12 protein-coding genes are annotated in these 13,550 nt (G+C 74.9%); 9 read left to right on the forward strand and 3 right to left on the reverse strand.

The window, feature by feature from the left end:
* Window positions 1-75: 75 nt before the first annotated feature.
* The gene (locus tag BJ983_RS07845) at window positions 76-867 is read right to left on the reverse strand and encodes a hypothetical protein (RefSeq protein WP_179793303.1); all 792 of its coding nucleotides are present in this window, start codon (window positions 865-867) and stop codon (window positions 76-78) included.
* 90 nt (window positions 868-957) lie between these two features.
* On the opposite strand from BJ983_RS07845, the gene BJ983_RS07850 reads away from it, so the two are divergent.
* The 8 genes from BJ983_RS07850 to BJ983_RS07885 are packed head-to-tail and all read left to right on the forward strand — an operon-like array spanning window position 958 to window position 9,994.
* Window positions 958-1,869 (forward strand): DUF3097 family protein, encoded by a 912-nt coding sequence (locus BJ983_RS07850; protein ID WP_246325549.1) that lies wholly within the window; start codon window positions 958-960, stop codon window positions 1,867-1,869.
* A gap of 25 nt (window positions 1,870-1,894) precedes the next feature.
* Window positions 1,895-2,326, forward strand: a complete 432-nt coding sequence (locus tag BJ983_RS07855) for an NfeD family protein (RefSeq protein WP_179793304.1) — start codon at window positions 1,895-1,897, stop codon at window positions 2,324-2,326.
* Between the two features lie 2 nt (window positions 2,327-2,328).
* A complete protein-coding gene (locus BJ983_RS07860) occupies window positions 2,329-3,516 on the forward strand; it encodes an SPFH domain-containing protein (protein WP_179793305.1) in 1,188 nt (395 codons plus the stop codon).
* 45 nt (window positions 3,517-3,561) lie between these two features.
* Window positions 3,562-5,244 (forward strand): hypothetical protein, encoded by a 1,683-nt coding sequence (locus BJ983_RS07865; RefSeq protein ID WP_179793306.1) that lies wholly within the window; start codon window positions 3,562-3,564, stop codon window positions 5,242-5,244.
* Between the two features lie 50 nt (window positions 5,245-5,294).
* Window positions 5,295-6,950: a glutamate--tRNA ligase gene (locus BJ983_RS07870; protein ID WP_179793307.1), complete on the forward strand. Its 1,656-nt coding sequence runs from the start codon at window positions 5,295-5,297 to the stop codon at window positions 6,948-6,950.
* Window positions 6,951-6,978: 28 nt separating this feature from the next.
* The gene (locus BJ983_RS07875; protein WP_179793308.1) at window positions 6,979-7,473 is read left to right on the forward strand and encodes a PH domain-containing protein; all 495 of its coding nucleotides are present in this window, start codon (window positions 6,979-6,981) and stop codon (window positions 7,471-7,473) included.
* Window positions 7,470-9,005, forward strand: a complete 1,536-nt coding sequence (locus BJ983_RS07880) for a PH domain-containing protein (RefSeq protein WP_179793309.1) — start codon at window positions 7,470-7,472, stop codon at window positions 9,003-9,005. Before BJ983_RS07875 ends, BJ983_RS07880 begins: the two co-directional genes overlap by 4 nt.
* Window positions 9,002-9,994 carry a DUF3616 domain-containing protein gene (locus BJ983_RS07885; RefSeq protein ID WP_179793310.1) on the forward strand — a complete coding sequence of 331 codons (993 nt, stop codon included), beginning with the start codon at window positions 9,002-9,004 and terminating at the stop codon, window positions 9,992-9,994. Before BJ983_RS07880 ends, BJ983_RS07885 begins: the two co-directional genes overlap by 4 nt.
* Before the next feature lie 6 nt (window positions 9,995-10,000).
* On the opposite strand, the gene BJ983_RS07890 is transcribed toward BJ983_RS07885, so the two are convergent.
* A complete protein-coding gene (locus BJ983_RS07890) occupies window positions 10,001-11,971 on the reverse strand; it encodes an HNH endonuclease signature motif containing protein (RefSeq protein WP_179793311.1) in 1,971 nt (656 codons plus the stop codon).
* A gap of 87 nt (window positions 11,972-12,058) precedes the next feature.
* Entirely contained in the window at window positions 12,059-12,787 is a 729-nt protein-coding gene (locus tag BJ983_RS07895; RefSeq protein ID WP_179793312.1) for a TSUP family transporter, read from the reverse strand.
* Window positions 12,788-12,903: 116 nt separating this feature from the next.
* Between BJ983_RS07895 and BJ983_RS07900 the strand changes: the two genes are divergently transcribed.
* Complete coding sequence (locus tag BJ983_RS07900) at window positions 12,904-13,452, forward strand: hypothetical protein (protein WP_179793313.1); 549 nt, start codon at window positions 12,904-12,906, stop codon at window positions 13,450-13,452.
* The last annotated feature ends 98 nt before the right edge of the window (window positions 13,453-13,550 follow it).

Consider the following 13,550-nt stretch of genomic DNA (forward strand, 5'->3'; position numbering starts at 1 on the left):
CGACGAGGTGAACGAACGGCACCGTCGCGCACATAGACGCTGCGACAGTGCCGTTCGTTCGAGATGGGGCGGCGATCAGGCCGCGCTGAGCACCCGCACCGTCTCGGCGACCGCCGCCACCCGGGCGGCCCGGACGGCCGTCGCGAGCGGACGGAGCGCGTCGGTGCGGGCCAGGGCGGCGCCGGAGGTCAACGCGCCGCCCGGGTCGTCCCCGGACGCCGCCACGAGGATCGCCTCCACCTCGTCGGCGTGCTGCAGCACCCGCAGCGGACGACCCGGGGTACCGGCCGGCCAGGACGGCTGCGGACGGCCGCGCAGCCGCGCCGCGATCTCCTCCCGCACCCCGGCGCGGGGGCGGGCGACGTCCATCTCGGCCAGCGTCGAGGCCGCGTCGCGAACCCCGGAGCGCAGGTCTGCCTCGGCGTCGGGAAGTGAGGGATGGGCCTGCGGGGGGACCGCGGAGACCTCGAAGGTCGTCCAGCGCAGCACCCCGTCGGCCACGACGGACGGGACGACTGCGAGGTCCGCGCCCGCGAACACCGCGCACTCGCCGACCTCCAGCGCCGCCGCGCGCAACGGCTCGGGACCGGGCAGGCCGCGCACGTCACCGGGTGCCGGCAGCACCACGCGCGCGTCGAGCCCGAGCGGCCCGACCCGCTGCCGGAGCAGCACGAGCAGCGCCCCGAGGCCCGCGCCCGCGTGGTCGGGGGTCGGCAGGTCCGTCGCGACGGCGACGCCCACGTCGGCCGCGACCACGTCGTGCGCCTCCGACCACGGGGCCAGGGCGTCGAGGACGTCGTCGGCGGCCGCGGCGCCGGCGATCCAGGCCGCGCTCCAGACCGCCAGGGACGCGCTCGCAGCAGGCATGCCGACCAGGGTAAGCACGCGTGTCGGTCGCCGTGCGACGACGCCCCAGCACCTACCGTCACTCCCGTGGCGAGGACCCAGGGTCGAGGCATGAACGGCTCCGGCGGCGAGACGGCGTTCCGGACGACGGGTGGGGCCGGTCGCGCTCCGATGGGCCCGCGGGCGGGCGGCCCGTCGTCGGGAAGCGGGCGCAGTGGCGGGCTCCCCGGGATGGCGAGCCACAAGCCGAAGGTCGAGATCCTCACCGTCGAGGCCGAGCCGGGGCTCGTCGTCGAGGACGCCACCGGCAGCTTCTGCGGCGCGGTGATCCGTGCCGACGTCCGTGAAGTCGTGCTGGAGGACCGGGAGGGCCGGCGGCGCCTGTTCCCCATGAAGCCCGCGTCGTTCCTCTACGAGGGCCGGCTGGCCACGCTCACGCCGCCGCGGCCGCGGACCTCGCCGGAGCAGCAACGCTCGGCGTCGGGATCGGTCCGCGGCGACGACCGCCGCGCGAAGGTGGCCCTGCCGCACCGCATCTGGGTCGAGGGTCTGCACGACGCCGCGATCGTCGAGCGCGTCTGGGGGCACGACCTGCGCGTCGAGGGCGTGGTCGTCGAACCGCTGCACGGCGCCGACGTGCTCGTGGAGGCCGCGCGGGAGTTCGCGCCGGGTCCGGAGCGCAAGCTGGGCGTGCTCGTCGACCACCTGGTGACCGGCTCGAAGGAGTCCCGGATCGCCGACGGCCTGCGCCGGGATCTCGGGCCGGCCGCGCAGTACGTGCAGGTGCTCGGCCACCCCTACATCGACATCTGGGAGGCCGTGAAGCCCTCCGTCGTCGGCATCCGGGCGTGGCCGACGATCCCGCGCGGCATCGAGTGGAAGAAGGGCGTCTGCGACGTCCTGGGCTGGGGCGACGAGCGCGACGGGGCCCGCCGGGTGCTGGGCGCGGTGTCGACCTGGAACGACCTCGAGACCCCGCTGATCACCGCGATGGAACAGCTGATCGACTTCGTCACCACCTGAGCGAGATCCGGGGCACACTGGTGACGTGATCCCGCTCATCTGGGCGATCGCGGGAGTGTTGCTCGTCGTCGCCGAAGTGCTGTCCGGCGAGCTCGTGCTGGTCATGCTCGGCGCCGCCGCCCTCGGGGCGGCAGGCGCCTCGGCGCTCGGTGTGCGGCTCGGCCCGGACGTCGCGGTCTTCGCGGTGCTCGCGGCCCTGCTGGTGCTGCTCGTCCGCCCGCAGGTGAACCGCCGGCTCCGGGTGCACGACCCGGTGAACACCGGCACGCGGGCCCTGCTCGGCACCGAGGGCGAGGTGGTCGAGCCGATCACGGCCGACCACGGGACCGTCCGGCTGCGCGGGTCGGTCTGGTCCGCCCGCGCCCTGCACGACGACGAGCTCGCGGCCGGGACCGCGGTCGTCGTCGTCGAGATCTCCGGGGCGACGGCCGTCGTCACCCCGCACGGAAGGAGCTAGGGATGGGAACCGTCCTGCTCGTGTTCCTGGTGCTCGTCGTGATCCTCGTGATCACGACGGTCGCCAAGAGCGTGACCGTCGTCCGCCAGGCCGAGGCCGCCGTCATCGAGCGCCTCGGCCGCTACCAGCGCACCGCCGAGCCCGGCCTGACGTTCCTGGTGCCGTTCATCGACCGCATCCGCGAGCGCGTGGCCCTGTGGGAGCAGGTCGTCTCGTTCCCGCCGCAACCGGTGATCACCCGCGACAACCTGACCGTGTCGATCGACACCGTCGTCTACTACCAGGTCACCGAGCCGCGCAACGCGGTCTACGAGATCAGCGACTACATCAACGGCGTCCAGCAGCTGACCACGACGACCCTGCGCGACGTCGTCGGCGGGATGAGCCTGGAGGAGGCCCTGACCTCCCGCGAGACGATCAACACCGGGCTGCGCCGGGCCCTCGACGACGCGACCGGCCCGTGGGGCCTGCGGGTGGTCCGCGTGGAGCTGAAGGCGATCGATCCGCCGCCGTCGATCCAGGACTCGATGGAGAAGCAGATGCGCGCCGACCGGGAGAAGCGCGCCATGATCCTCACCGCCGAGGGGCATCGCGAGGCGTCCGTGACCGAGGCGCAGGGCAACAAGCAGGCCGCGATCCTCAACGCCGAGGGCGCCAAGCAGTCCGCGATCCTCGAGGCCGAGGCCGACCGGCAGTCCCGGATGCTGCGCGCCCAGGGTGAGCGCGCCGCGCGGTTCTACCAGGCACAGGGTCAGGCGAAGGCGATCGAGAAGGTCTTCGCGGCGATCAAGGCCGGCAAGCCGACGCCGGAGCTGCTGGCCTACCAGTACCTGCAGACGCTGCCCCAGATGGCGCAGGGCGACGCCAACAAGATGTGGGTGGTGCCGAGCGACTTCGGCAAGGCGCTCGAGGGCTTCACCCGCATGCTCGGCGCTCCCGGGGAGGACGGCGTGTTCCGGTTCCAGCCCTCGCCGGTCGACGACGAGACGGCGGCGAAGCGCGCGGGCGACCACGACGAGGACGTCGCGGACTGGTTCGACACCCGGACCGACCCGGAGATCGCCGCGGCCGTCGCGAAGGCCGAGGCCATCGCCACGCAGGGCGTGTCGGGAGACGCAGCGGAGCGGAGCTCGACCGTGCCGGGGAACCCGACGTCGAACGGGGGCGCGGCCCACCGGGCAGCCGAGTAGAACCACCCATCCCGTTCCCGACGCCAGGTCGGGAGACTCCGCGGCGTGCGCGCAGCTCTCGTGGCGGTCGGGATCGCCCTGCTGGTGACCGGTGCGGTCCTCGACCGCACCGGCTGGTGGGGCTGGGCGGGCGAGGTCACCGAGTCCACCGTGCTCGTCATCGCCCTCGTGGTGCTCGCCGTCGGGGGCCTGCTCGCGCGGTCGCGGGCGGTGGCGGCCCGGTGGATCGGGGCGGTGACGACGGCGGGATCCGGAGTCGTGGCGGCCGTGGAGCTGGTCGGCGCGGTCCGGGACGGCCTGCCGGGGCCGGCGGTCGGCGTGCTGCTCGTGGGGGTCGCGGCCGTCGTCGGGGGAGCGGTGGCCCGCGTGGCGCGCGTGACCGCGCGACGGCATCTCGTCGGGAGCGCCGGGGTCGTGGTCGTCGCCGTCGCGGCGGCGGTCGGGGCCGGGCCAGTCGTCGACACCCCGCACCGCACCACCACGGACGCGCCGATCTCGGACACCGCGTTCATCACCCGCGGGGACACGGTCCGCTGGACCTGGTCGGCCGGTGGCCCGGTCGCCGACGTCGTCCCGATCCGGGGCGGGGTGGCCGTGCTCCGGGGTTCGGACGGGCCGCGCGGCGACGCCCCGGAGGACGTCGATGCTCAGGTCGGGGGCCCGGGCGACGAGACCGTCGCGCTCGACGGCACGACCGGCGCGCCGCGCTGGACGTTCCGGCACGGGCAACGGCGCGTGGACGCGCTGACGCCCTCGCCGGACGGGACGGTGCTCGCCGTCTCGTACGTCCTGCCGGGGCGCAGAGCCGTCGTCACCGTGCTGGACGCGGCCTCCGGGGCCACCCGCTTCACCGTCGTCACGCCGATCCGCCGCGGTGTCCTGCAGCTCACCGAACGGGTCCTCACCGTCCTCGAGCCCCTGCCCGCACCGGTCCCGACGTCGTCGTCCTCGTCGCGACCGGAGACCACCTACCGGCTCGTCGCGCACCGGCTCGAGGACGGCGGGCAGGCCTGGACCTGGACCCCGCCGTCCGGCTGCACGCTGGGTGATCTCTGGTCGCCGACGCTCGGGCCGCCCGGACGGTGGACGCTCGCCACCCGGGACGTCGGGGTCACGCCGCTCGACTGCGGCCGCGACCGCGTGCTCACCGGCCTCGACGACCGCACCGGGGCCGTCCGGTGGAGCACGCCCGGCGTCGCCATGGTCACGCCGGACGGCGAGGTCGTGGGCGCCGAACCAACCGTTACGGCCCTGCCCGACGGCTCCGCCGTCCTGGTGGGCGGCGCGCCCGCGCAGGTCGTCGACGCGGCCACCGGCGCGGCTCGCCCCGTGCCCGGTCTCGGCGAGTTCGACCTCGGCGCCGTCCGACCGGGCCCGGTCCGTGCCCTCGCCCTCACCGAGGGGCTGCCGACCGGATCGATCGACCCGCGGACCGGCGCGATCGTGCCGCTGCCCGCGGAGGCCCCGGGCGAGTGCTCTACCCCGGAGGGGGCGGTGGCCGTCACCGACACGGGGACGCTGCGGTTCTGCGGCGCGGGCTTCGCGCTGCGCGTCGACGACGGCCCGGTGCTGCCGGTCGACCTCGGACCGCCCGCGCCGGACGGGGCGGACCCGGACCGGGACACCCTGCTCTACCGACGCTCCGCGGACGTCGTCCTCCCGGCGCCCGGGGCACTCGTGCTCACCACCACCCGCACCGACCCCGCCGTCGTCGTCGGCGTCGCCTGACCGGGGCCGGACCCGTCGTCGGGAGGACGGCCCCGACTAGCCTGGTCACCATGCTGGATCGCGCGACCGTCGACTCCCTCTTCCCGGCCGACCTGCCCGAGACCGAGGAGTGGGAGCAGCGGTACCCGCCGCGCGAGGTCGGAGACGGCGCGTTCGTCACCCGCTTCGGTCCGAGCCCGACCGGGTTCGTCCACATCGGCGGCATCTACACCGCGATGGTGTCCCGCGACCTCGCCCACTCGACCGGCGGCACGTACTTCCTGCGCATCGAGGACACCGACCAGGCCCGCGAGGTCGCGGGCGCCGACGTCCAGTTCGCCCGCGCGTTCGACGCCTTCGACCTGCGTCCCGACGAGGGGCCCCTCTCCGGCCACGAGGACGACGGGCCCTACGGCCCGTACCGGCAGTCGCAGCGCGGCGAGATCTACCTGAGCTTCGTCCGCGAGCTGCTGCGCCGGGGGCTCGCCTACCCGGACTTCGCGACGAAGGAGGAGCTCGCCGAGATCTCCGACGCGCAGAAGAAGCTCAAGCTGCCCACCGGCTACTACGGCCGCTGGGCGCCGTGGCGGGACGCCGACGAGGGCGAGGTCACCCGTCGTCTGGAGGCCGGGGACCCGTACGTGGTCCGGTTCCGCTCCGAGGGCAAGGTGGGGGAGCGGGTCGCGTTCACCGACCGGCTGCGTGGCCGCGTGGAAGCCGAGGACAACCACAACGACGTCGTCATCCTCAAGACCTCGGCCACCGAACCGCGGCTGCCGACCTACCACTTCGCGCACGTCGTCGACGACCACCTGATGCGGACCTCGCTGGTGGTCCGCGGCGACGAGTGGCTCTCGTCGGTGCCCACCCATCTGCAGCTGTTCACCGCGCTGGGCTTCCCTCAGGTGGAGTACGCCCACCTCGCGCCGCTGATGAAGCAGGAGGGCAGCTCGCGCCGCAAGCTCTCCAAGCGCAAGGACGACGAGGCGTCGGTCGACTTCTACCTGCAGGCCGGCTACCCGACCGACGCGGTCCTCTACTACCTGCGCGGGCTGGCGAACTCGCCGCTCGCCGAGGTCCCGCTCGCGGAGGCGCTGGCCACCCCGCTGCAGCTCGACCGGTTCCAGTCGGCGGGCCCGCTGGTGGATATGGTCAAGCTCGCCGACATCTGCGCCGACCACATCGCGACCCTGCCCGCCGCCGACGTCCTCGCCGGCGTCCGCGGCTGGGCCCAGGAGTACGACTCCACGCTGGTCGAGGTGCTCGACGAGAACGAGAAGCTGGCGCTGGCCGCGATCGACGTCGAGCGCGTCGGGGTGGACAACCCGCGCAAGGACCTCGCCTGCTGGTCGGAGTTCCGCACCGCGTACGGCTTCTTCTTCCCCGAGCTGTTCTCCGACGTCACCGACCCCGCCGACGAGCGCTTCAACGGCCTCGACCCGGCCCTGGTGGCGCGGCTGGCCGAGGACCTGGCGGCTCGGTACGTCCAGGAGGGCGACCAGCCGACCTGGTTCCAGCAGATCCGCGACCTCGCCGAGCGGCACGGGTTCGCCCCGAATCCGAAGACCTACAAGAAGGACCCCGACGCCTACCCCGGCATGCTGCGCGACGCCGCCAACGTGATCCGGGTGCTCGTGACGGGGGCGCAGCGCAGCCCCGACCTCTACGAGGTGACCCGGGTGCTCGGCGGCGACGAGGTGGTGCGGCGCATCCGCGCGGTGGCCTGACGCCCGCTCCTGCCCCAGGGTGGCGCACATGTCCGGCTCCGAGGTGCCCCTGCGCCCGCCGCGCGAGTCCCTCGACCCGCGGGTGCGGTGGTGGTGGCGGGTGCACGGCCTGGTCTGGCCGGTCGTGCTCGCCGTCGTCCTCGCGGTGCTCGGGCTGCTGATCCCCGCGGTCGGCTGGTTCCTGCCGGTGGCGGGGGCGCTGGTGGTGCTCGGGCTGGTCGTCGCGCTGCTGTTCCCCGCGTACTGGTACCGCGTGCACCGGTGGGAGCTCACCGAGGACGCCGTCTACACGCGGTCCGGGTTCGTCTGGCAGGAGTGGCGGGCGGCGCCGCTCTCGCGCATCCAGACCGTCGACACCACCCGCGGCCCGCTGCAGCAGGCGCTCGGGCTGGCCACGCTCGTCGTCACGACCGCCTCCGCGAAGGGAGCGGTGACCGTCGCGGGCCTCGACCACGAGCGCGCGGCGCAGATCGCGGAGGGACTGACCCGGGCGACGCAGGCCGTGCCCGGGGACGCGACGTGACCGTCGAGGACGGGTGGCGGCGGCTCGACCCGCGGACGGTCCTCGCCTCGGCGGTCCTCGCGCTGGGGGCCTGCCTGGCCGCAGGCGTGCCGGTGCTGCTCGGCCAGCGGGGGCGGGAGACGTTCGTCTTCACGGTGGGGCTCGTCGGGACGGGCGTCGTCCTGCTCGTCGGGGCGGCCACGCTCCTCGAGTGGGTCCGGCTCCTGCGGACCCGGTTCCGGATCGGCGCGGAGCGCGTCGAGGTGCACAGCGGGATCGTCGTGCGGGCCCGCAAGGGACTGGCGCGGGAGCGGGTGCGCACCGTGGAGGTGACCGCCGACCCCGTCCTGCGGGTGCTCGGACTCGCCACGGTGCGGATCGGGACCGGCCAGAAGGCCTCGGCGACGGACCGGCCGCTGGAGCTGCGGGCCCTGCGCCGCCCGGACGCGGAGGCGGTGCGTCGCGACCTGCTGGAGCGACCCGTCGTCGGGAAGGGCGAGCCGCAGGAGGAGCCGGCGGCCGCCCCGCGCGACGAGACCCTCGCCGTCCTCGATCCCGGCTGGGTGCGCTTCGCGCCGCTGTCGTCGCTCACCCCCGTCCTCGGGGTCGCGGCGTTCGGCACGCTGCTGCAGGGCTCGGACTGGTTCGGGCTGCAGCGGATCGTGCTCGACGACGCGGCGCGGCTGGCGCTGGCGCTCGGTGCGGTGGTGTCGCTGGTGGTCGGGCTCGTGGTGGTCGCGGTCGTGGGGACGGTGGCGTCGCTGGCGGTCTTCGTGGAGTCGTGGTGGGGCTACCGCCTCACCCGTGAACCGCGCACGGGCGCCCTGCACGTGCGGCGGGGTCTGCTGACACGGCGGTCGACGACGCTCGAGGAGGACCGGCTGCGCGGGGTCGCCGTGATCGAACCGGCGGCGGTGCGCTGGTTCGGCGCGGCCCGGCTCGACGCCGTCGCGACCGGGCTGTCGAGCGGTCAGGAGCAGCGCTCGGACCCGCGGGGGCTGCTCCCGGTCGCGCCCGCGGCGGTGGTCGACCGGGTGGTGGCCGAGGTGCTGCGCGAGCCGGCGGCGCCCACGACTCAGGTCGACCTGCGCGGGCACCCGCTCGCGGCGCGGACCCGCCGGGTGCGGTGGGCGTCGGCGGCCTGTCTGGTCCCGGCGGTCGTCCTCGCGGCGCTGGCACTCGGACCGGTGCCGGGGATGTGGTTCCCGGCCGTGGTCGCGGCGGTCCTCGGGCTCGCGCTGGGCTGGTGGTTGGGCCGCCTGGCGTACCGCAACCTCGGGCACGGGCTGGTCGGGCGCTACGTCGTGACGCGGCACGGGGCGCCCGGGCGGCGCACCGTCGCGTTGCGCCGCGACGGCATCCTCACCTGGACGCTGACCCGCACGCCCTTCCAACGCCGGGCCGGGCTGGTGACGCTGTGGTTCACCACGGCGGCCGGCGACGGCGCCTACGGGGTGTACGACCTCGGGATCGAGCAGGCGACGGCCTTCGCCGCCGAGGCGCTCGGGGAGCACTTCGCCCCGTACCTCCTCGACGCCAGGATGACGCCATGACCTCGCGCGCGGTCCTGCACCTGGCCGAGCACACGCACACGTACGGGCTCTCGCTGTCGGGGATGGCGGTCCGCGGGGAGCGGATGCTGCTCGCGCCCGACGAGGGGGCGGCGCTGCTCGGGCTGACGCGGCACTCCTCCGTGCAGGAGTGGAGTGAGCCGGTCGAGCTGCTGCTGGGTGACCTCGTGGACCTGCCGGGCGGTCCCGGCGACGAGGTCGACGTCGAGGGCATCGACGTCCGGGGCGACCACGTGTGGGTCACCGGGTCGCACTCGGCCAAGCGGAAGCGGGTCAAGCCGGGGACGCCGCCCGAGAAGGTCGCCAAGCGGCTCCGCAAGGTCTCGGCGGAGGAGCCGCGTCGGCTGCTGGCCCGGCTGCCGCGCGGGGAGGACGGGCTCCCGACGGCGAGCGGGGTCCGGCTGCCCACGGACGACCGCGGGCTCTTCGCCGCCCTCGCCGACGACGACCACCTCGGGCCGTTCCTCGGCATCCCCGGCAAGGACAACGGCTTCGACGTCGAGGGCCTGGCGGCGATCGCGGACGACCGGGTGCTCCTCGGGTTGCGCGGGCCGGTGCTGCGGGGGTGGGCGGTGATCCTCGAGCTGACCCTGGGGGAGGGCGACGGCGAGCTGACACTGCTCGACGTCCGGAAGCACTTCCTGGACCTGCGCGGTCTCGGCGTGCGCGACCTCGTCCGCGACGGGGAGGACCTGCTCGTCCTCGCGGGGCCGACGATGGTGCTGTCGCGGCCCGCGCGGGTGCTGCGGCTCCGTGGGGGCGCGCAGGGGCTGCCTCCGGCCGTGGCGGCCGACGAGGTCGAGACGGTGTGCGAGCTGGAGACCGGCGACGGCGAGGACCACCCGGAGGCGATCGCGGTGCTGGGGGAGGGGTCGCTCCTGGTCCTCCACGACAGCCCGGCCGCCGACCGTCTCGGCGAGCACACCGTGGCCGGCGACGTACTGCACGGGCTGGACGTCGGACGGCCCTGAGCCGGCTCAGAAGGGCGGATCGTCGCCGGCGTAGGCGGTGCGGTCGGTGCGGGTGGCGAGGTGCCAGGCGGTGTCGAACGCGGGGTCGGTGATGTGGCCGTGCTGGTTGGCGCGGGGTGTGCCGGGTCGCTTCGGGCGCGGGAGGTGCTCGGGGAGCCGGCGGCGGGGTCCGGTGCGGGGGACGGGGGCGGGGAGTGGCCGGTAGCGGTACGGGGTCTTGAGGTGGACGCGGCCGGTGGGGGAGGTCCACTCGAAGTGCCCGGGCGCCGTCTGGGTGACAGTCCAGCCGCTGGTGGGGTCGGACTTGAGGAGGTGGTCGCGGCGGCAGAGGGGGCCGAGGTCGTCGGCGAGGGTGAGGCCGCCGTCGATCACGGGTCGGGTGTGGTCGAGGTCGGCGCTGACGGCGTCGACGGCGCAGCCGGGGGCGTGGCAGGTGTCATCGCGGGCCTGGACCCAGTCGCGCAGGCGGGTGGAGGGGAACCGGTGGCCGGCCTCGGATCTGGTCCGGGCGGGGTGCTCGTCGGCGGGGCGTGCCCGTTCCTTGTCGAGTGCGCGCCGGGCGCGGCGAAGCAGCTCGACGGCGTCGGGATCGAGAACGCCGGGGTCGCGCGTATCGGTGTGCTGCGCGGTGAGGGTGTCGAGGTCGCTGGTGAAGGCGGTGAGTTCGACGATGTGGGCGTGGCGACGTCCGCCGGCCGGGGGTGGTCCTGCGCTGGGGGGTCGGAAGGACAGGACGTGTTCGAGGTGGCCGTGCGGGTCGTGGAGTCGGATGCGCCAGCGGGTGTGGGTGCGGGCCCGGGCCATGGCGACGGCGGCCCGGTGGGTGATCGGGCCGCGGCCGGGGAGTTCGCCGGGGGAGCGGTCGAGCCCGAGGACGCCGCGGAGCTCCATCCGCAGCACCGTGCGCGCCCGGAACGCCACCACCGCGGGCTGACCGCCACCGGCACCGTCCGGCTTGCCTTCCTGCGGGAGTCCACCGCCCGGACCAACGCGGTCGCCCGGGCCGTCGCCGCGCGGATCGTCGGGGCCGTCGCCGCCGCGCTGATCGTCGGGGCCGTCGGGCCCGTGATCGCCGTCAGGTCCCTCAGGCCCGGGCTCGTCGTCGGGGCCACGGTCGTCGGGGTCGTCGGGGTCAGGTCCAGGGCCGGTGTCGTCGGGGTCGGGGTCGGTGGGGCCGCCGAGGGCGGCGACGACGTACTCGACGACGTCGAGGTCGTACATTCCCGCCCCGGCGGGCCCGGTCAGGGTCAGCATCACCTCCGACTCCGCGGTCCCCACCGACACCGAGCCGATCCCGGCGCGCTTGAGCCGCCGCAACACCTCGTGGGCCAACGCGACGATCCGGTCGTGGGCGTCCTGGGCGGGGTCCTCGGGCAGATCCAACCCGCACAGCTCCGCCGCCCCCGAGGGCGCCGAGCGCAACGCCACCCGCCGCCGCGCGATCCCCGCCGCGCGGCGCCGCTCGGCCCACGCCGGGTCCACCGCCATCGCCACCCGCCCCACCAGCGCCCGCAACGCCGCGTACCCCAGCGACGGCGCGGACTCGACGATCTCCTCGACCACCGCGCGGGCCTGGTCGTCGTCGAGGTCGGCGACCAGATCCACGACGATCGAGGCCTTGCGTTCCTCCAGGCGCCCCGACTGCATCTGCTCACCGAGGACCGGGAGCCGCTCGAGGACCTGGCGGGCGAACTCCACCCGCGCCGCCCCGTAGGACTCCGACCACCCCAGCGACGCCGCCACGATCTTCCCCGCCCGCGGCCGCGAGGTGACCCGCTCCGCGGTACCGGCCCGCGCCCGGGAGCACTCCAACAGCCACCGGCACAGCCGCCACGCCATGATGTTCGCCAGCGTGAACTGCACGCTCAACCCGGCGTCGACCCACTGCCCCGGCAGGCCCTCCGGCCCGACCCCCGCGCGCGGCGCGGCCTCGGGCCCACCCTCGGCCCCACCCGGACCCGCCACCGCCGTCGTCATGATTCGAACACTAGATCGAACCTCCGACAGTCACGGCCGGAAAACCCCAGGACGACCAACCCGCCCGCATCACGAGACGGTCACGATCTACAGCTGCAGCAGGCCCCGCGCCACCGTCGCCGCGGCCCCGACCGCGGCCACCGCGAGCATGAGGCGACGCCCGACGACGGGGTCGAGACGCCGCTGCACCGGTCCGCCGAGCAGCACGCCCGCCGTGATGGCGACGAGGCCGGCGACCCACGTTGTCGCGGCGAGGTCGGGGACGCCCTTCACGAGCAGCGCGGTGAGGTTGACCGCGAGCAGGACGGCCTGGGCGGTCGGCACGAAGACCCGCGGCTCGATGCGCTGCGAGGCGCCGTAGGCCGAGATCAGCGGCCCACCCACACCGGCCGTGGCGTTGACGAACCCGGCCGCCACCCCGGAACCCACCGCGCCGGCGGTCCCGCGCAGGGCCGCCCCGGCAGCGGGGACCACGGAGAGAGCCACCCCGAGCAGCGCCAGCACGCCGACCACCACGAGCAGCGGCGCCTCCGGCAGCGTCGTCGCCACGAGCGCGCCCGTCGGGACACCCACGGCCGCCCCGGCGAGCAGCAGGCCGACGGCCGACCACCGGGCGTCCCGCCACGTCTGCACGAGCACCAACGTGCAGAGCACGCTCTGCAGGGCGTTCCCGAACGACACCCCGTCCCGCGGTCCCAGCACCGCCACCAGGAAGGGCGCGCCGACCAGGGCGAGCCCGAGGCCGGTGGTGCGCTGCAGCGTCGCGCCCGCCATCACCGGCACCCCGACGAGGAGGGCCACGACGACGGGACTCATGCCGCGCATCCTCGCACTCCGTGGTCGACACGTTGCGTGACTGGATCTGGTGTCCGGACGGCGGATCAGGGCATGATTCGGGCACTAGCGACACCCAGAGTGAGAAGAGGCGCGCCATGGCCGCTCGTTCAGCCCAGTCGACCCGACCCGTCGTCGGGAAGGAGGTCGCGCAGCGTCAGCAGGACGGTGGCCAACCCCACGCTCCGCGCCGCGGTGCACCGCCGGGCCGGCGGCTCGCGGCCGTCCTGGGGCTGGCGAGCCTGCTCCTGCTCGGCGCGTGCGGCTCCGGCGGGGGCAGCGCCGACGTCCGGTGCTCAGCGGGGCAGTGCCGGGCCGTCGTCACCGGGACGCCGATCGAGGTGTCCGAGCCTCCCGGGGCCGGGTCGATGGCCCTGGTCGCCGGGACGACGACGAGTCGCCCGAAGCCGACCACGTCGAGTTCGAAGAAGACCACCACTCGCCCGACCACGCGGAGCTCCACGCGGTACGCCGACGGACGGGACGAGGTCGACTTCGTCGTGCGGACGGTCGGGCCGGGCTGGGTGGAGATCGACGAGGACGGTATCCAGCGCGTGCCGGTCGGCGGGGTGTTCGCCGAGGACGACACGCTCGTCCGCCTCGAGTCCGCGGACGGTCGGACGGCGGTGTTCGTGTGGGCGAGGTGACCTCCGGACCTGTGAGTAGTAATCCGTGCTGGAGAGGCTGTCGGATTTTGTAGACGGCTGCCACCGGTCCTGATTGGATCTTGTGGTGGCTCGTGGGT

Source organism: Actinomycetospora corticicola, from assembly GCF_013409505.1.
In the GTDB taxonomy this organism is placed as follows: Bacteria; Actinomycetota; Actinomycetes; order Mycobacteriales; family Pseudonocardiaceae; genus Actinomycetospora; species Actinomycetospora corticicola.